The following is a 17,197-nucleotide window of genomic DNA, read 5'->3' as shown; positions in this document are numbered from 1 at the left end:
ACCTAAGTGAGCCAGATAACCGGAGTCGGTTTGTCTTGGGGGAAGGAATTAGGCCACACTGATGTTGTGAAAAACGTGACCGAGACGACGAGCAGCGACCCGGCGGCCGCCGGCGTGCCCGCGCTCGGTCCGAACCACGCGGAGCGCACCACGCGCGCCCGGGTGGCACGCCTGATTCTTGAATATGGTCCCATCAGCGCCTCGGCGCTCGGACAGCGGCTCGGGCTCACGCCCGCCGCCGTGCGCCGCCACCTCGAGACCCTCCTCGCCGAGGGGATGATCGAGGAGCGGCGGAGCCGTCCGCAGTCGAGGCGCGGGCGCGGCCGTCCGGCGAAGCTGTTCGCGATCACCGACGCCGGGCGCAGCGCCTTCGTGCACGCCTACGACGACCTCGCGGCCAACGCGCTGCGGTTCCTGGCCGACAAGCTCGGCGAGGAGGCCGTCGCGGAGTTCGCCCTCCGTCAGGTGGGCGACCTGGAGGCGCGCTACGGCGCGTCGATCCGGGCCGTCGCGCCGCAGCAGCGGGTGCGGGCTTTGGCCGAGGCGCTGTCCGCGGACGGCTATGCCGCCTCGGCCAGCACCGCTCCGGCGGGCGGGCAGCAGCTCTGCCAGCACCACTGCCCGGTCGCGCACGTCGCGGCCCGGTTCCCGCAGCTGTGCGAGGCGGAGACCGCGGCGTTCGGGCGGCTGCTCGGCGTTCCCGTCCAGCGGCTGGCCACGATCGCGCACGGCGATGGAATATGCACGACCCACGTGACGTCACGTGAACTGACCGAAAAACCCGACAAGAACGACAAGCAGGAGTCCGGAGGCACCTCCGTATGACCACGGCAGCCCACCCCGAGCTCGAGGGGCTCGGCAAGTACAAGTTCGGCTGGGCCGACCCCGACGTGGCCGGCGCCTCGGCCCGTCGCGGGCTGTCCGACGAGGTCGTCCGCGACATCTCGGGGAAGAAGAACGAGCCCGACTGGATGCTCGACCTTCGCCTGAAGGGCCTGCGTCTTTTCGGCAAGAAGCCGATGCCGACGTGGGGCGCCGACCTCTCCGACATCGACTTCGACAACATCAAGTACTTCGTCCGATCGACGGAGAAGCAGGCCGCGTCGTGGGACGAGCTCCCGGCCGACATCAAGAACACCTACGACAAGCTCGGCATCCCCGAGGCGGAGAAGCAGCGTCTGATCGCCGGCGTCGCCGCCCAGTACGAGTCCGAGGTCGTCTACCACCAGATCCGCGAGGACCTGGAGAAGCAGGGTGTCATTTTCCTCGACACCGACACCGGCCTGCGGGAGCACCCGGAGATCTTCCAGGAGTACTTCGGCTCCGTGATCCCGGTCGGCGACAACAAGTTCGCCGCGCTCAACTCGGCGGTGTGGTCGGGCGGGTCGTTCATCTACGTGCCGCCGGGCGTGCACGTCGAGATCCCCCTGCAGGCCTACTTCCGGATCAACACCGAGAACATGGGCCAGTTCGAGCGGACGCTGATCATCGTCGACGAGGGCGCGTACGTCCACTACGTCGAGGGCTGCACCGCGCCGATCTACAAGTCCGACTCGCTGCACTCCGCGGTCGTCGAGATCGTCGTGAAGAAGAACGCCCGCTGCCGCTACACGACCATCCAGAACTGGTCGAACAACGTCTACAACCTCGTGACCAAGCGCGCCGTCTGCTACGAGGGCGGCACGATGGAGTGGATCGACGGCAACATCGGCTCCAAGGTGACGATGAAGTACCCGGCGGTCTACCTCATGGGCGAGCACGCCAAGGGTGAGACGCTGTCCATCGCCTTCGCCGGCGAGGGCCAGCACCAGGACGCGGGCGCCAAGATGGTGCACGCCGCGCCCAACACCTCCTCGACCATCATCTCCAAGTCCGTGGCGCGCGGCGGCGGCCGTACGAGCTACCGCGGCCTGGTCCAGGTGCAGGAGGGCGCCGAGCACTCCAAGTCGACCGTCAAGTGCGACGCGCTGCTGGTCGACCAGATCAGCCGTTCCGACACCTACCCGTACGTCGACGTCCGCGAGGACGACGTCGAGATGGGCCACGAGGCCACCGTCTCGAAGGTCTCGGAGAACCAGCTGTTCTACCTCATGAGCCGCGGCCTCACCGAGGACGAGGCGATGGCGATGATCGTGCGCGGCTTCGTCGAGCCGATCGCGCGCGAGCTGCCGATGGAGTACGCGCTCGAGCTGAACCGCCTGATCGAGCTGCAGATGGAAGGAGCGGTGGGCTGATCATGGGTCTGGAGACCAAACCACTGTCCACCCTCCACGAGCACTCCTCGTACGACGTGGCCGACTTCGCCGTCCCGACCGGGCGCGAGGAGGAGTGGCGCTTCACCCCGCTGCGCCGGCTGCGCGACCTGCACAAGGGCGCGGCGGCCGACGGCAAGGTGATCGTGGACGTGTCCGCGGCGCCCGAGGTCACCGTCGAGACGGTGGGCCGCGACGACGAGCGGGTCGGCAAGGCGTACGTCCCGGCGGACCGCGTCAGCGCGCAGGCGTACGCCTCGTTCGCCCACGCGACCGTCGTCACGGTGCGCAAGGAGGTCGTGGCCACCGAGCCGACCGTCCTCACGCTGCGCGGCGAGGGCGGCGGCGCCGCCTACGGCCACACGACCGTCATCCTGGAACCGTTCGCCCAGGCGACGGTCGTGCTGGAGCACACCGGCTCGGCCGCCTACGCCGACAACGTCGAGTTCGTCGTCGGCGACGGCGCCTCGCTCACCGTGTTCAGCCTGCAGAACTGGGCGTCGGACGCCGTGCACCTGTCACACCAGCACGCCAAGCTGGGCCGGGACGCGCGGTTCAAGAGCTTCACCGTCAGCCTGGGCGGCGACGTGGTGCGCATCGCCCCGTCGATCGAGTACGACGCGCCGGGCGGCGACGCCGAGCTGTACGGCGTGTACTTCGCGGACGGCGGCCAGCACCTCGAGCACCGCCTGCTCGTCGACCACACCCAGCCGAACTGCCGCAGCCGCGTCGACTACCGGGGCGCGCTGCAGGACGAGGACGCGCACGCCGTCTGGATCGGCGACGTGATCATCCGGGCCGAGGCCGAGGGCACCGACACCTACGAGCTGAACCGCAACCTGGTGCTCACCGACGGCACGCGGGTCGACTCGGTCCCGAACCTCGAGATCCTCACCGGCGAGGTCGCCGGCGCGGGCCACGCCTCGGCGTCCGGCCGCCTCGACGACCAGCACCTGTTCTACCTCCAGGCGCGGGGCATCCCGTACGACACCGCCCGGCGGATGGTCGTGCGCGGCTTCCTCGGCCAGCTCGTCGACAAGATCGACGTTCCCGGGCTCAAGGAACGCGTGATGGCCGCGATCGACGAGGAGATCGCCCGATGAGCTTCACGCGCGCGTGCGCGTTGTCCGAGCTGCCCGCCGAGGGGGCGCTCGCGGTCGAGATCGACGGCACCCCGGTGGCGGTCGTCCGCGCCGGCGACGACGTCTACGCGGTGCGCGACGTCTGCTCGCACGCCGAGGTCGCGCTCAGCGAGGGCGAGGTCTACGACCACACGATCGAGTGCTGGCTGCACGGCTCGTGCTTCGACCTGCGCACCGGCAAGCCCACCAACCCGCCGGCCACGCAGCCGGTTCCCACGTACCCAGTGAAGATCGAGGGCGACGACGTGTACGTGTCGCTCAAGGAGTCCTGAAACCATGGCCACGCTTGAGATCCGCGACCTGCACGTCTCCGTCGAGGACAAGGAGATCCTCCGGGGCGTCGACCTGACCGTGAAGGCGGGCGAGACCCACGCCATCATGGGGCCGAACGGCTCCGGCAAGTCCACCCTCGCCTACGCCATCGCCGGTCACCCGAAGTACACCGTCACCGGCGGCGAGGTCCTCCTGGACGACGAGAGCGTCCTGGACATGTCCGTCGACGAGCGCGCCCGCGCCGGGCTGTTCCTCGCGATGCAGTACCCCGTCGAGGTGCCGGGCGTGTCGGTGTCGAACTTCCTGCGCACCGCCGTCACCGCGGTGCGCGGCGAGGCGCCGAAGCTGCGGGAGTTCTCCAAGGAGATGCGCTCGGCAATGGCCGAGCTGCAGATCGACCCCGCCTTCGCCCAGCGCAACCTGAACGAGGGCTTCTCCGGCGGTGAGAAGAAGCGTCACGAGATCCTCCAGCTCGAGATGCTCAAGCCGAAGGTCGCCGTCCTCGACGAGACCGACTCCGGCCTCGACATCGACGCGCTGAAGGTCGTCTCCGAGGGCGTGAACCGGTTCCGCTCCGACGAGACGGGCGTGCTGCTGATCACGCACTACACCCGGATCCTCCGCTACGTGAAGCCGGACTTCGTGCACGTCTTCGCGGCCGGCCGCGTCGTCGAGCAGGGCGGCCCGGAGCTGGCAGAACTGCTGGAGACCGAGGGCTACGAGAAGTTCACGAAGGCGGGCGCGTCCGCGTGAGTATCGACGTCGAGCGGATCCGGGCGGACTTCCCGATCCTGACCAGAACCGTCCGCGACGGGCAGGCCCTGGTCTACCTCGACAGCGCGAACACCTCGCAGAAACCCCGCCAGGTGATCGACGCGATCGAGGACTACTACGCCCGGCACAACGCGAACATCCACCGGGCGACGCACCAGCTCGGCGAGGAGGCGACCGAGGCGTACGAAGGCGCCCGGATCAAGGTCGCGAACTTCATCGGCGCGGGCAGCGAGACCGAGGTGGTGTTCACCAAGAACATCTCCGAGGGCATCAACCTCGTCGCCTACGCCATGGGCAACGCGGCCACCGCCGGCCCGGAGGCCGAGCGGTTCCGCGTCGGCCCGGGTGACGAGATCGTCATCACCGAGATGGAGCACCACTCCAACATCGTGCCGTGGCAGCTCCTCGCCCAGCGCACCGGCGCGACGCTCCGCTGGTTCCGGGTGACCGACGACGGCCGCCTCGACCTGAGCGACATCGACGAGCTCATCAACGAGCGCACGAAGATCGTCGCGGTCGCGCACCAGTCGAACGTCCTCGGCACGATCAACCCGGTCCGCCTCATCGCGGACAAGGCGCACGCGGTCGGCGCGCTCGTGCTCGCCGACGGCGCTCAGGCCGTGCCGCACATGCGGGTGAACGTCCAGGAGCTCGGCGTCGACTTCTACGGGTTCACCGCGCACAAGCTGTGCGGCCCGACCGGCATCGGGGTGCTGTGGGGCCGCGCCGAGCTGCTCGAGACGCTGCCGCCGTTCCTCGGCGGTGGCGAGATGATCGAGACCGTGGCGATGGAGGGCTCGACGTTCGCGCCGCCGCCGCACAAGTTCGAGGCCGGCACGATGCCGATCGCCGAGGCCGCCGGGCTCGGCGCCGCGATCGACTATCTCGAGTCCGTGGGCATCGACGACATCGCGGCGCAGCAGAACGAACTGCTGGCCTACGCCCTCAAGTCGCTCACCGCGGTGGAGGGCGTGCGGATCCTCGGGCCCACCGAGGCCGAGGACCGCGGCACCGCGATCTCCTTCACCCTTGAGGGGCCGGACGGCCGCGAGATCCACCCGCACGACGTCAGCCAGGTGCTGGACGCCCACGGCATCGCCGTGCGCGCCGGTCACCACTGCGCGCGCCCGCTGCACCGGCGCTTCGGGGTGACCGCGAGCACCCGCGCGTCGCTGTACTTCTACAACACCCCGGCCGACGTGGACGCGCTGGTCGAGGGACTGCGGGAGACGCAGAAATTCTTCGGCAGCGCCTGACGTTGCACCCCCCATCGGCCGCCTGAGAAGGGACGCAGATGCAGCTCGAGTCGATGTACCAGGAGATCATCCTGGACCACTACCGGAACCCGCACCACAAGGGTCTCCGGGAGCCGTACGACGCCGAGGTGCACCATGTGAACCCGACCTGCGGTGACGAGGTGACCCTGCGCGTCCGCCTCGACGGCGACGCGGTCGCCGACGTGTCGTACGACGCGATGGGCTGTTCGATCAGCCAGGCCAGCGCCTCGGTGATGACCGACCTCATCATCGGCAGGCCGGTGAAGGACGCGATGGTGACCGGCGACGAGTTCCTCAAGCTGATGCAGTCGCGCGGGCAGCTCGAGCCCGACGAGGACATCCTTGAGGACGCCGTCGCCTTCACCGGAGTGTCGAAGTACCCCGCCCGTATCAAGTGCGCCCTGCTCGCCTGGATGGCGTGGAAGGACGCGACCGCGAAAGCCATGGAAGGCAACGACGCATGAGCGACACGAAGGCCGCCGAGGACGACGTCCTCGAGGCGATGAGGGACGTCGTCGACCCCGAGCTCGGGATCAACGTGGTCGACCTGGGCCTGGTTTACGGCGTCAACATCGACGACGGCAACGTCGTCACGCTCGACATGACGCTCACGAGCGCGGCCTGCCCGCTCACCGACGTGATCGAGGACCAGACGGCGAGCGCCCTCGAGGGCCTGGCCGAGAAGGTCACGATCAACTGGGTGTGGCTGCCGCCGTGGGGCCCGGACAAGATCACCGAGGACGGCCGCGAGCAGTTGCGCGCCCTCGGCTTCAACGTCTGAGCCCTCTCACTCGAGCCCGGCATGCCGGCGCCAGCCCGCCGGCTGCTGGGAGTTGGCGATCCACTGGTCCGTGTAGCGCAGGACCGCGGTCAGCGCGTCGAGCGCACCGGCGGGCCCGCCGGTGCGCCACGTGGTCTCCACGATCGTGTGGTGATCGGGGTGCGGGATCTCACAGTGGCACGCGATGGTCAGGCTCGCCCCGATCCGGCAGTGGTTCGGGTAGAAGTCGATCGACTCCATCCGGATCGCCACCTCGAGCCAGTCGTCGCCGGCCTCGTACGTGTGGCAGTCGTAGATGCGGTGGGCGGGCGGATGCCACATCCACTGACCGGGCCGCGGCCTGTCCCTCGCGCCCTCGGCCGACGGAGCCGGATGGCGGGCCTGCCACTGGCCGGTGAGGGTGAGGAAACGGGCGCGGACCTCCGCGCCGTCCCACGCCGGCCCGAAGACCGCGGCCAGCGGGAGCGCCCGGGGCCATATCCACACCGCGACGGCGTGATCGTCGGGCGGATTTCTCACTGGGCAATCATGCCGCGACCGTACGGTCCGGCGCACGTTCACGGTCGATCGAGACGACCTCGTGACGGTGCCCGGTCACCGGGAGGAGAAGGCAGCGTGGAGACCTTCACGAACTGGCGGACCTGGGAGCAGGCCCGCGCCGCCCTGACGTCGCAGCCCATCGACGTCGAGACGCTGGACCGGGCCGCCGAGGCCGCGCTGCGCTGGCACGGCGAGCAGCGGCGGCCCACCGGCGCGCCGTACGCCGAGCACCTGTTCGAGGCGCTGGAGGTGCTGGTCCGCGGCGCCGGCGTCACCGACACGGACGTGCTCGTGACCGCTCTGCTGCACGACACGGTGGAGGACACGGACGCGACACTGGCCGACGTCGAGGCCGCGTTCGGCCCGGAGGTCGGGGAACTGGTGGACTGGGTGACCAAGCCGCCGGTGGAGGGCAAGGCCGCCAAGCGCGCCGCGAAGGTCGCCTACCTGCGGCGGCTGCGCGACGCGCCCCGCGAGGCGATCCTCGTCAAGCTCGCCGACCGGGTCAGCAACGTCCAGACGCTCGACCGGATGCCGCCGGACTTCCAGCGCCGCTACCACGCCGAGACGGTCACCTACATCGTGCCGCTCGCCGCGAACGAACCCTGGTTCGCCGGCTGGTTCGCGGCCTGGCAGCAGCGATTCGCCCACCTGCGCTGACCGCCTGCGAGATGATCGTCCGATGGAACGCCAGTGGACGGTCGAGGAGAGCGTCGTCATCGACGCGGCGCCGGAACGCGTGTACGAGGCGGTGGCCGACCCGCGCCGGATGGGGGAGTGGAGCCCGGAGGTCTTCGCGGTGTGGGTGCGCGGCCGCCGGGTGGTCCCCGGACTGAGCTTCGTCGGATTCAACCGGATCGGCGCCCGCGTGTGGTTCACCACCTGCCGGGTCACCGAGGCCGTCCCGGGCAGGGCGTTCGCCTTCCGGGTGACGACCTTCGGCATCCCGGTGGCCGTGTGGGGCTACCGGGTCGAGTCGACCGATGACGGCTCGATCCGCCTCACGGAGCACTGGGAGGACCTGCGGCAGGCGGGCCGTGGAGCGGCGTTCGCGTCCCTGCTCGGCCGGGTCTTCACCGGCGTCCCCGCCGACGGACGCGCCGAGGTCAACCGGCGGGGTATGCGCACGACTCTCACCCGCATCAAGACGGCTCTGGAAGCCTCATGACCGGCGGACCTGGAACGCCGCGATCGAGTCGAGGAACCTGCTCAGCGCCTCGTTGAACACGGCGGGCCGTTCCAGGTTGGGCAGGTGCGCGGCGCCCTCGATCACCACCAGCGTGGAACCGGGGACGACCTCGTGCATGAGCCGCGCGTCGGCGATCGGCGTGTACTCGTCTTCGCTGCCGACGACGATGAGCGTGGGCACGCGGACGCGGGCCAGCGACGCGACGTAGTCGGGGCGCTCCGCGCGGCCGAGCTGCGCGGCGGCGGCCCCGTCCGGAGACGTCCCCCGCATCATCCCGAGAACGTGCTCGGCAACCGCGGGATACCGCCGGATGTTGGCCGGCGCCACCATCTTGGGCAGGACCTCCTCCGCGTAGCCGTCCATGCCCTCCCGGAGCAGCCGGTCGGCCATCGCCTCACGGGCCCGCCTGCTCTCCTCGGTCTCCGCCTGAGGAGTCGTGTCGGCGAGGACCAGGCCGCGCAGCCGGTCGGGGAACAGACGGTGGAACTCCATGACGATCTGGCCGCCCATGGACAGCCCGCCGAGAACGATCTCAGCCACGCCGAGATGGTCGAGAAGGTCGGCGATGTCCTGGGCGAAGACCTGGAGCGGCGTCTTGCCCGGGACGACCGTGCTCCGTCCGTAGCCGCGCAGGTCCGAGACGATCACCTGCCGCCCGGTTCGGCCGACGTGCTCCACCTGAGGTGCCCACATCGAGCGGTCGAAGGGGTGGCCGTGCACGAGCACCAGGGGCGGTGCGGTGTCGTCGGAGCGGTGGTCGTCGTATGCGATGGCGACCGGACCATTGGTGAACGTGCCCACGTCGAAGCTCTCCTTTACGCGCCGGACTTGACGGCTCGATGCTATGGAGGGCAATATCTCGGTGCAATAGAAAAATTGCTCTCGGAGCAAAGTCGTGGGTGAGGACGTGATGGACGACTACCGGCGGATCGCCGACGCGGTGGCGAAGCAGATCGCCTCCGGCCGGCTGCGGCCCGGCGACCGGCTGCCGCCGCAGCGGCAGTTCGCCCGCAGGCACGGCATCGCCGGCTCCACCGCGGCGCGGGTGTACGGGGAGCTGATCCGCCGTGGCCTCGCGGTCGGCGAGGTGGGGCGCGGCACGTTCGTCCGCGCCGCGGCGCCGTCGAGCGAGCCGGCCCTCGCCGAGCCGACCCGCGCGCGGGTGGATCTGGAACTGAACTTCTCCGTGCCGCCCGAGCAGCCGGCGCTCCTCGCGGAGAGCCTGGGCGGAATGCTGCGCCCCGACGTGCTGGCGGGTGCGCTGGCCCCCCTGGGGGCGGCGGGCACGCCCGCCATGCGTGAGGCGGCGGCCGCGATGCTGTCCCGTCCGGGCTGGACCCCCGACCCGGGACGCCTGCTGCTCGCGGGCAATGGACGGCAGGCGATCGCCGCCGCGCTCGCGGCCCTGGTCCCGGCCGGTGACCGCGTCGGCGTCGAAGAGCTGACCTACCCGCTGGTCAAGGGCATCGCCGCCCGCCTCGGCATCACGCTGATCCCGCTCGCGATGGACGAGCGCGGCGTGCTGCCGGAGGCCATCCGGTCGGCCGGGCCGCTGCGGGCCGTCTACCTCCAGCCGACGCTGCACAACCCGCTCGGCGGCACCATGCCCGAGTCGCGGCGCTCCGAGATCGCGGACGCTCTCCGGGACCTCGGGATCTACGCGGTCGAGGACGGCATCTACTCGTTCCTCCGCGACGACCCCGCGCCGCTGGCCGCGTTCGCGCCGGAACGCGTCATCGTCGTCGACAGCCTGTCGAAGCGTGTGGCCCCGGGCCTGACCGTCGGCTTCGCGGTGACACCGGAGGCGATCGGCGGCCGGATCGCCTCGGCGCTGCGCTCAGGCGGCTGGACCGCTCCGCGCTTCGCCGTCGAGGCCGCGACGCGATGGCTCACCGACGGCACGGTCGCAGCCCTCGGGGAGATGAAACGCCGCGACGCGGTGGCCCGCCAGCGGCTCGTACGCGAGCACCTCGCCGAGTTCGCCGTCGACGCCGATCCGCAGGCCTTCCACTGCTGGTGGCGGCTGCCCGACCCATGGCGGGCCGACACGTTCGTCGCGGCCGCCGCCCGTCGCGGCATCGCGGTCACCCCCGGCGCGGCCTTCACCGTCGTCGTGGCTCAGGCGCCCAATGCCGTACGTCTCGCCCTGTCGGCACCGCCGATCGGCACTCTCGCCGCGGCGCTCGAGACCCTGGCGGCGCTGGCCAGGGGCGCTCCCGACGACGTCGAGATCGAGTAAGGCCGGGGCCTCCGGGGCGTGTGGCGGCGATCACGTTGTCGGCTCGCCGTCCGTGATGGATCGTGAGAGCCGGTCCACGCCTCGGAGGGACCCCATGCCGTACGTTCTCCTCGCCTCGGGCGTCCTCGCGCTGCTGACGACGGTCAACGCGCTCTGGCCCCGGAAGGGGCTCCTGCTGCTGATCCCGGGGTTCTTCACCGCCTGGCTGACGATCGAGCTGGCCCCCTGGGTGCTGGTCGCCGAGGCGGCCGTCACGACGCTGATCGCCTGCTTCGGCGGTCTCACCGGCGCGGCGGGCCTGGCCGGGCTCCTCGCCACCGCTCTGGGCTGGGCCGGCCTCGCCGTGGTGATGGCGCGGGCCCGCCGGACCACCGTGACCGTTCAGCGGTGGAGCGCGGAACTCGACCTCGACCCGGGGGAGCGGGCACCGTCCTTCCCCCGGTCGCACGTCGTCCTCCCGTTCCTCATGACGCGGCGCCCCGGGGTGACGCGCACCCGCGACATCGCGTACGGGGACGGCCCCCGGACGCGGCTCGACGTGTACCGGCCGGCGGAGCCCGGCGAGCGGCGGCCCGGGATCATGCAGGTCCACGGCGGGGCGTGGATGATCGGCAGCAAGCGCGAGCAGGGGATCCCGCTGCTGGGCCACCTGGCCGCCAACGGCTGGGTGGGCGTCAACGTGGACTACCGGCTCAGCCCGCGGGTGAAGTTCCCCGACCACCTGATCGACCTCAAACGCGCGATCCGGTGGTACCGCGAGCACGCCGAGGAGTACGGCGCCGACCCCGAGTTCCTGTGCGTCACCGGCGGCTCGGCGGGCGGCCACCTCGCCGCCCTCCTCGCGCTCACGCCGAACGTCCCGGAGTACCAGCCCGGATTCGCGGATGTCGACACGACCGTGCGGGCGGCCGTGCCGTTCTACGGGGTCTACGACCTCGGGGCCCTCCTGGACGGCGGCTCGAAGGTCTTCGCCTCCGCCATCGAGCGCCACGTGATGGGCGTGCGCCGGGCGGACGGTTCCGAGGCGTACGGCAAGGCGTCACCGGCGCACTGGGTCAACGCGGACGCCCCGCCGTTCCTGGTGGTGCACGGGAGCCTGGACACGCTGGTGCCGGTCGAGCAGGCGCGCTCCTTCGCGGCGCGGCTGCGGAACGTGTCGGCGGCCCCGGTGCTGTACGCCGAGATGAAGGGCGCCCAGCACGCCTTCGACATCTTCCCGTCCTACCGCACCGCGCGCGTCATCGAGGGCGTCGAGCGCTTCCTCACCTGGGTGCGCCGGGCCGAGCACCCCGCCGCGGGCCGCGGTCCGGCGGCCGGATCTCAGTGATCCAGCGCGGACAGGCTGCGGATCAGGTCGCCGACCCGTGCGACGCCGAGGCAGCGCCCGATCTCGTCGATCACCACGAGGTCGTCGTAGACGCGTTCGGCGTCGTCGCCCGCGGCGCGGAGGGCCGCGATCGCGGGCACCGTCCGGGGCACCGAACGGGGTGGATCGGCCAGCCGCGCGGCCGGCTTGTGCGCGTGCAGGGCATGGCCGTACGCGCCGGCCAGCCGGAGCAGGAAGCGGGTGCGGTCGACCGTGTGGCGAGGGCGCTCGGTCCGGTCGACGAGGACGACGCTGCTGGTGCCCGGGTCGGCGTTGAACACCGACAGCACCTCCTCGGCGGTGGCCGTGTCGGGCATCACCGTCGCCGGCATCATGAACTCCGTCACGCGCGGGCCGAGCCGGTCACGCTCGAGATCGCGCGAGCCGACCGGGACGGTCACCGGCATGCCGGGCCGCCAGTCCCGGGGCGCCAGCAGCGGTCCCTGCGCCAGCCGTACGCCGCGTCCCCGCAGATGCGTCAGCTGGTCGTCGGAGGCGACGCCCGGAGCGAGCACGTGCCCGCCGATCCGGCGGCCCAGCGCGACGAACGCCTCGGCGATCGCGGCGCGCCGGGGGTCCGCCGCGGCCCGCCGGGTGACCGCGAGGTCGAGGATGAGCACCGTCGGGGCCATGTCGGCGACGAACCGGGTCGGCAGGTCGCCCGCCTCCAGGGCGAGGAGGTATCCGGCCGAGCGGAGCCCGCCGAGCCGCGCGGCGGCCTCGTCGAGCGGCATGCCGGGGTCGCCCGTCAGCGAGACGATGACGCCGCCGGGACGGCGGCCCAGGTCGGCGAGCGTCCGGTGGAGCCGCTCCATCGGCCGGTCGTAGGCGAGAGTGCTCATTCGCAGGAGCAGTTGCAGGGGAAGCAGCGTCTCCGCGCGCGAGAGGGCGCGGGCCGCCTGGACCGCGCGGTCGACCTCGCCGTCCGGGTCGGGGATCCGCGCGCCGGGCACCGCGGGTGCCACGGCCACGACCGTTCCGGCCTCGAGATCGACGATGGGATGGAAGGTGACATGCTCCGGCGACGAGGCGTCCGGACGCCCCGCGAACGCGGGCTGCGAGCCGCCGGGGGCGGCGGCGAAAGCTGTCACGGAACGATTCTGCGACGGTTTCGTGGTGCCGGTAGCCCGCTGACCTCACTATTCATCGGGAATTTCACCAGTTGCCGCCCTTGTGATATCGGGTGGGCCATGCGCGACCGAAGGGACTTCCGTAACCCGCGGCGTCCGGTCCGGCGCCGACGCGACGCCCGCCGTCCGTCCGGTGCGGACGCTCAGTAGGTGCGGTTCAGCATCAGGACGGACAGGAAGTAGGTCACCCCGGCGACGGCGGCCAGGCCGGCGAGCAGGCCGATCTCGGCGCCGCGCAACGCCTGGACCAGCAGGGCCGCGACGATCACGCCGACCAGCACGTCACCGGTCATGGCGGCGGCCCGCAGGTGGATCCCGGAGCGCCGGCCGAGTCCGAACGCCTCATGCACGGTGAGGACCGACTCACTTCGGCGGTAGGCCAGCAGCGCGCCGTAACCGAGGAGCACGGCGAGGCCCACCAGCCCGGTCGTCGCGTGACCCCGGGCGGTCTCGGTCACCCCGATCGCCAGGCCGGCCGCCACGGCGAGCGCCGGTGCGATCCACCGGCCCACGCGCCGGCGTTCGGGAGCGATCCACATGCCGAGATCCTCCCACCGGACGGCCGTTCCCAAACCGAGGGGTGACAGAGATGTCGATCAGCCGGTCAGGGCGTGGTGCGGATGGACCGCCTCGTCCGGGACCGGCGGACCACGAGGATCGCCACCAGGACCACGACCAGCACGACGGGCACCGAGAGGAACCACAGGAAGGCGGGCAGGCCCAGGAAGGTCACGAGCCCGCCCTCCTCGTATTCGACCTGCCGGTAGGACGTGTCGGCCGTGTACCCGAAGCCCAGGTCGTCGGTGAAGTCGGCCGGCGGGATCCCCTGCCGCACGAACTCGGTCATGAACGCCCCGCCGCCCAGCAGGGCGCGCAAGCCGGGGGAGGAGACCTGCGCGGGGCGCACCCGGCCCGCGTACGTGGTGAACAGACCCAGCCCGCGGACGGCGACCCGGTGCGGCGCGAGGACGTACAGGTGCACGGCCTGGGGCGTGCTCGCCAGCCGGGACAGCCGGATCGGGTAGACCGGGGTGGTGGCGGCGAACCTGATGCGCAGCGGGTCCAGCTCGCCGGTGAGCGAACCGCTCTCGGGGGCCAGCCTGACCGCCGTGTACGTCCAGTGCCGTGCCACGTACGGTGCCAGCGCCTGGCTGAGGCGGCCCTTCAGGTGGTAGCCGTGCGACGTGAGCCACGCCGCCAGGGCGTGGGAGTCGCCCGCCGACAGCGTCGTCACCTCGAAGGGCCCGAGCCGCTGCTGGGCGAGCACGCCGACCCGGCCGCCCGCCCTGGGCGCCGAAGCGCCGACCTCGCGGTCCCCACCGCCGAGATCCGGGAGCCAGTGCCTGTGCCGGATCACCTTCGGCTCGGTGAGGCGGTCGAGCTGGTCGAACCAGCCGCGTTCGCCGAGCGATACCGCGGCACGGGACGGGGTCGGCATCAGCCAGGCGGCGTCACGGGCGCTGGACCGCACCGAGAGCCGCATGACGATCTCCTCGGACGAGCCGTCGTAGCGGACGATGGACGTCTCGTCGGCGACGTTCACTCCCGAGTCCGTCCTCGTGATGAGCGCCCCGCAGCCGCAGGCCCAGGACGGCCGGACGACCCCGAGCGCCGCGACGGCCACGACGAGGGGGACCAGGATGCGGAAGAGCGTACGCATGCCTGGTCGGACGCGGACGACGTCGGCACGGTTGCACGCCGACGGTCACGATCAGGACTCGCCCGCCGACGCGGCGTGCCGCGCGCGCCCGTCCGGGGGCGTCCTCGTGGGGGCTCTCGAGAAGGTCAGTAGGGGAGCCGGCGGCCGGAAGGAGTGCGCAGGTCGAGTTCGACGACCGGGGTAGGACGCGGGCGTTTGACCTTGATACTGATACGACGCATCGGTGAGACCTCATCCTCGACGGGGAAGCGGGGCGGAACGGCCGACATCCACTCTTGTCCCCGGGCGGACACGCGACCACGGGGAGACTCCCCGTTCGGGTACCTGGATCGGGCCGGGCCCGGGCCCCGGCCGAGGTGTCACTCCTTGCCCAGCCGCCGGAGCAGGTCGACGCGTCTGTCCTCCATCCGCCCGAGGATCGCCTCCTGCTCCTCCACGTTCTGCAGCTGTACGGACTGCTCCGCAGGGTCGGTGGGACCGTACTCCTGCTGCCCGATCTGCCGGCGCAGTTCCTTCAGCGTCGGCCGCAGGGACGCGATGTCGTCCTCGACCACCCGGAGCTCCTCCTCCAGCTCCTCCCTGGAGCGTTCCTCGGCCATCACGCGCCTCCCTCTCGTCGTCGGTCCCGCGCCCGCCCAGGTCGGCGGGCCCGTTCGCCGTACACGCTTCCCCTGATCCCGGCCGTCACACGTGTGCAAGATCACCCAGCTCGGCCGGCGCGGCGACGATGTCAAGATCCAGGGGCGGCTTCCCCTACACTGGGAGGCATGCTTGCGAGCTGATCAGGCGCTCCAAGGGCGCGGCCGGGCCATCGGGGCCTCCGGGCGGCGCCCTTTTCGTCGTCTCGCCTCTCCCAGCCCGCCCCCCAGGAGCGTTCTCACTGTGATCACCGCCCGTGACATCGAACTCCGCGCCGGCTCCCGTCTGCTGCTCGAGGGAGCCTCGTTCCGCGTCAACCCCGGCGACCGCGTCGGTCTGGTCGGCCGCAACGGCGCCGGCAAGACCACGCTGACCAAGGTGCTGGCCGGCGAGGGCCTGCCCGCCGCCGGCGAGGTGACGCGGTCCGGCACCGTCGGCTACCTCCCGCAGGATCCGCGCACCGGCGACCTCGAGGTCCTCGCCCGCGACCGCATCCTGTCCGCGCGCGGCCTGGACGAGGTCATGAGCCAGATGCGCGAGGCCGAGCTGAAGATGGCGACCGCCGAGGGCGCCGAACGCGACAAGGCGGTCCGCAAGTACGGCCGCCTCGAGGACCGGCTGCACGTGCTCGGCGGGTACGCCGCCGACGCCGAGGCGGCCTCCATCGCCTCCAGCCTCGCCCTGCCGGACCGGGTGCTCGGCCAGCCGCTGCGCACGCTGTCCGGCGGCCAGCGCCGCCGCGTGGAGCTGGCCCGCATCCTGTTCTCCGGAGCCGACACCCTGCTGCTCGACGAGCCGACCAACCACCTGGACGCCGACTCGATCTCCTGGCTGCGCGACTTCCTCAAGTCGCACCAGGGCGGGCTGATCATGATCAGCCACGATGTCGGCCTGCTCGACGCGGTCGTGAACAAGGTCTTCCACCTCGACGCGAACCGCAACGTCATCGACCTCTACAACGTCGGCTGGAAGACCTACCTCACGCAGCGGGAGACCGACGAGCGGCGCCGCAAGCGCGAGCGCGCCAACGCCGAGCGCCAGGCGAACACCCTGCAGACACAGGCCGACAAGATGCGCGCGAAGGCGACCAAGGCGAAGGCCGCGCAGCAGATGGAACGCCGTGCGCAGCGCCTTCTGGCCGGGGTCGAGGACGAGCGTCAGGCCGACAAGGTGGCCCGGATTCGGTTCCCCGCGCCGGCTCCGTGTGGCAAAACGCCGCTCATGGCACGAGCTTTGTCCAAATCGTACGGTTCGTTGGAAGTCTTCGCGGATGTCGACCTAGCGGTTGATAGGGGCAGTCGGGTCGTCATCCTGGGCCTCAACGGAGCGGGCAAGACGACGCTGCTGCGCCTCCTCGCAGGCGTCGAAAAGCCCGATACGGGCGAGCGTGTCGATGGACACGGCCTGCGCCTGGGGTACTACGCGCAGGAGCACGACACGCTCGACGTGGACCGCACCGTGCTGGAGAACATGCGCTCGGCCGCCCCCGACCTCCCGGAGACGGAGGTGCGCAAGATCCTGGGCTCGTTCCTGTTCACCGGCGACGACGTCGACAAGCCCGCCGGCGTGCTGTCCGGAGGCGAGAAGACCCGCCTCGCACTCGCCACTCTCGTGGTCTCCAGCGCGAATGTGCTGCTGCTCGACGAGCCGACGAACAACCTCGATCCGGCGAGCCGCGAGGAGATCCTGGGCGCCCTGCGGACGTACGCCGGAGCGATCGTTCTGGTGACCCACGATGAGGGTGCGGTGGAGGCGCTGCAACCGGAAAGAGTGATCTTGCTTCCGGATGGTGTTGAGGACATCTGGAGTGACGAATTTTCCGATCTCGTGGCACTTGCCTGACCTGCAGCGCAACCTTGACACAACGAAGCAGATCTTTTCTGGCGTAGTGGGTAGCCGATCGCGCGCGAATGTCTGATCATGGCTGGGGATAAC

19 protein-coding genes are annotated in these 17,197 nt (G+C 71.1%); 13 read left to right on the top strand and 6 right to left on the bottom strand.

Translation table 11 applies throughout. The features are described 5' to 3' along the window. Positions 1–66 precede the first annotated feature (66 nt). Genes AB0L00_RS16530 through AB0L00_RS16495 form a run of 8 tightly spaced genes read left to right on the top strand, consistent with a single transcriptional unit; the run spans position 67 to position 6,499 of the window. On the top strand, positions 67–825 hold the full coding sequence (locus AB0L00_RS16530; RefSeq protein WP_364434205.1) for a metalloregulator ArsR/SmtB family transcription factor: 759 nt from the start codon (positions 67–69) through the stop codon (positions 823–825). Further along, entirely contained in the window at positions 822–2,234 is a 1,413-nt protein-coding gene (sufB, locus tag AB0L00_RS16525) for a Fe-S cluster assembly protein SufB (protein WP_364434202.1), read from the top strand. Before AB0L00_RS16530 ends, sufB begins: the two co-directional genes overlap by 4 nt. 2 nt (positions 2,235–2,236) lie before the next feature. Further along, the gene (gene sufD, locus AB0L00_RS16520) at positions 2,237–3,355 is read left to right on the top strand and encodes a Fe-S cluster assembly protein SufD (RefSeq protein ID WP_364434199.1); all 1,119 of its coding nucleotides are present in this window, start codon (positions 2,237–2,239) and stop codon (positions 3,353–3,355) included. Next, positions 3,352–3,666 (top strand): non-heme iron oxygenase ferredoxin subunit, encoded by a 315-nt coding sequence (locus AB0L00_RS16515; protein ID WP_364407930.1) that lies wholly within the window; start codon positions 3,352–3,354, stop codon positions 3,664–3,666. Before sufD ends, AB0L00_RS16515 begins: the two co-directional genes overlap by 4 nt. 4 nt (positions 3,667–3,670) lie before the next feature. Continuing rightward, positions 3,671–4,420, top strand: a complete 750-nt coding sequence (gene sufC / locus AB0L00_RS16510; protein ID WP_364434196.1) for a Fe-S cluster assembly ATPase SufC — start codon at positions 3,671–3,673, stop codon at positions 4,418–4,420. Continuing rightward, entirely contained in the window at positions 4,417–5,697 is a 1,281-nt protein-coding gene (locus tag AB0L00_RS16505) for a cysteine desulfurase (RefSeq protein WP_364434193.1), read from the top strand. The genes sufC and AB0L00_RS16505 overlap by 4 nt, the downstream gene beginning before the upstream one ends. Before the next feature lie 38 nt (positions 5,698–5,735). Further along, positions 5,736–6,182 carry a Fe-S cluster assembly sulfur transfer protein SufU gene (gene sufU / locus AB0L00_RS16500; protein ID WP_364434190.1) on the top strand — a complete coding sequence of 149 codons (447 nt, stop codon included), beginning with the start codon at positions 5,736–5,738 and terminating at the stop codon, positions 6,180–6,182. After that, positions 6,179–6,499, top strand: coding sequence for a metal-sulfur cluster assembly factor (locus tag AB0L00_RS16495; RefSeq protein ID WP_345347137.1), 321 nt, complete (start codon positions 6,179–6,181; stop codon positions 6,497–6,499). The genes sufU and AB0L00_RS16495 overlap by 4 nt, the downstream gene beginning before the upstream one ends. Before the next feature lie 6 nt (positions 6,500–6,505). Here the strand turns inward: AB0L00_RS16495 and AB0L00_RS16490 are convergent, their stop codons facing one another. Further along, entirely contained in the window at positions 6,506–7,018 is a 513-nt protein-coding gene (locus tag AB0L00_RS16490; RefSeq protein WP_364434186.1) for a hypothetical protein, read from the bottom strand. A 96-nt stretch (positions 7,019–7,114) separates the two neighbouring features. Between AB0L00_RS16490 and AB0L00_RS16485 the strand changes: the two genes are divergently transcribed. Together AB0L00_RS16485 and AB0L00_RS16480 are read left to right on the top strand one after the other, a co-directional pair. After that, positions 7,115–7,699 carry an HD domain-containing protein gene (locus AB0L00_RS16485; protein ID WP_364434183.1) on the top strand — a complete coding sequence of 195 codons (585 nt, stop codon included), beginning with the start codon at positions 7,115–7,117 and terminating at the stop codon, positions 7,697–7,699. A 22-nt stretch (positions 7,700–7,721) separates the two neighbouring features. Beyond that, positions 7,722–8,207, top strand: a complete 486-nt coding sequence (locus AB0L00_RS16480) for an SRPBCC family protein (RefSeq protein ID WP_364434180.1) — start codon at positions 7,722–7,724, stop codon at positions 8,205–8,207. Here AB0L00_RS16480 and AB0L00_RS16475 read toward each other — a convergent pair. Beyond that, positions 8,202–9,029, bottom strand: coding sequence for an alpha/beta fold hydrolase (locus AB0L00_RS16475; protein WP_364434178.1), 828 nt, complete (start codon positions 9,027–9,029; stop codon positions 8,202–8,204). The genes AB0L00_RS16480 and AB0L00_RS16475 overlap by 6 nt on opposite strands. Positions 9,030–9,123: 94 nt before the next feature. Here AB0L00_RS16475 and AB0L00_RS16470 point away from each other — a divergent pair, with 94 nt between their 5' ends. Further along, positions 9,124–10,467: a PLP-dependent aminotransferase family protein gene (locus AB0L00_RS16470; RefSeq protein WP_364434176.1), complete on the top strand. Its 1,344-nt coding sequence runs from the start codon at positions 9,124–9,126 to the stop codon at positions 10,465–10,467. A gap of 94 nt (positions 10,468–10,561) precedes the next feature. After that, positions 10,562–11,794: an alpha/beta hydrolase gene (locus tag AB0L00_RS16465; protein WP_364434173.1), complete on the top strand. Its 1,233-nt coding sequence runs from the start codon at positions 10,562–10,564 to the stop codon at positions 11,792–11,794. Here the strand turns inward: AB0L00_RS16465 and AB0L00_RS16460 are convergent. The 4 genes from AB0L00_RS16460 to AB0L00_RS16445 form a co-directional block, all read right to left on the bottom strand. After that, positions 11,788–12,924 (bottom strand): EAL domain-containing protein, encoded by a 1,137-nt coding sequence (locus AB0L00_RS16460; RefSeq protein ID WP_364434170.1) that lies wholly within the window; start codon positions 12,922–12,924, stop codon positions 11,788–11,790. The genes AB0L00_RS16465 and AB0L00_RS16460 overlap by 7 nt on opposite strands. Before the next feature lie 182 nt (positions 12,925–13,106). Continuing rightward, positions 13,107–13,502: an ABC transporter permease gene (locus AB0L00_RS16455; RefSeq protein ID WP_345347110.1), complete on the bottom strand. Its 396-nt coding sequence runs from the start codon at positions 13,500–13,502 to the stop codon at positions 13,107–13,109. 65 nt (positions 13,503–13,567) lie between these two features. Next, positions 13,568–14,623 carry a DUF2330 domain-containing protein gene (locus tag AB0L00_RS16450; protein WP_364434167.1) on the bottom strand — a complete coding sequence of 352 codons (1,056 nt, stop codon included), beginning with the start codon at positions 14,621–14,623 and terminating at the stop codon, positions 13,568–13,570. 359 nt (positions 14,624–14,982) lie between these two features. Further along, positions 14,983–15,222, bottom strand: a complete 240-nt coding sequence (locus tag AB0L00_RS16445) for a hypothetical protein (protein ID WP_364434164.1) — start codon at positions 15,220–15,222, stop codon at positions 14,983–14,985. A 283-nt stretch (positions 15,223–15,505) separates the two neighbouring features. Between AB0L00_RS16445 and abc-f the strand changes: the two genes are divergently transcribed. Further along, complete coding sequence (gene abc-f, locus AB0L00_RS16440) at positions 15,506–17,104, top strand: ribosomal protection-like ABC-F family protein (protein ID WP_364434161.1); 1,599 nt, start codon at positions 15,506–15,508, stop codon at positions 17,102–17,104. The last annotated feature ends 93 nt before the right edge of the window (positions 17,105–17,197 follow it).

This window comes from Actinoallomurus sp. NPDC052308, from assembly GCF_040679195.1.
In the GTDB taxonomy this organism is placed as follows: domain Bacteria; phylum Actinomycetota; class Actinomycetes; order Streptosporangiales; family Streptosporangiaceae; genus Actinoallomurus; species Actinoallomurus liliacearum.
This window is presented reverse-complemented; position numbering and strand designations above follow the sequence as displayed.

What these genes read in the sequence shown, in the direction of transcription:
- sufB (WP_364434202.1), top strand. Translation starts at nt 822, where the DNA reads ATGACCACGGCAGCCCACCCCGAGCTCGAGGGGCTCGGCAAGTACAAG.
- sufD (WP_364434199.1), top strand. Translation starts at nt 2,237, where the DNA reads ATGGGTCTGGAGACCAAACCACTGTCCACCCTCCACGAGCACTCCTCG.
- AB0L00_RS16515 (WP_364407930.1), top strand. Translation starts at nt 3,352, where the DNA reads ATGAGCTTCACGCGCGCGTGCGCGTTGTCCGAGCTGCCCGCCGAGGGG.
- sufC (WP_364434196.1), top strand. Translation starts at nt 3,671, where the DNA reads ATGGCCACGCTTGAGATCCGCGACCTGCACGTCTCCGTCGAGGACAAG.
- sufU (WP_364434190.1), top strand. Translation starts at nt 5,736, where the DNA reads ATGCAGCTCGAGTCGATGTACCAGGAGATCATCCTGGACCACTACCGG.
- AB0L00_RS16495 (WP_345347137.1), top strand. Translation starts at nt 6,179, where the DNA reads ATGAGCGACACGAAGGCCGCCGAGGACGACGTCCTCGAGGCGATGAGG.
- AB0L00_RS16480 (WP_364434180.1), top strand. Translation starts at nt 7,722, where the DNA reads ATGGAACGCCAGTGGACGGTCGAGGAGAGCGTCGTCATCGACGCGGCG.
- AB0L00_RS16465 (WP_364434173.1), top strand. Translation starts at nt 10,562, where the DNA reads ATGCCGTACGTTCTCCTCGCCTCGGGCGTCCTCGCGCTGCTGACGACG.
- AB0L00_RS16455 (WP_345347110.1), bottom strand. Translation starts at nt 13,502, where the DNA reads ATGTGGATCGCTCCCGAACGCCGGCGCGTGGGCCGGTGGATCGCACCG.
- AB0L00_RS16450 (WP_364434167.1), bottom strand. Translation starts at nt 14,623, where the DNA reads ATGCGTACGCTCTTCCGCATCCTGGTCCCCCTCGTCGTGGCCGTCGCG.
- AB0L00_RS16445 (WP_364434164.1), bottom strand. Translation starts at nt 15,222, where the DNA reads ATGGCCGAGGAACGCTCCAGGGAGGAGCTGGAGGAGGAGCTCCGGGTG.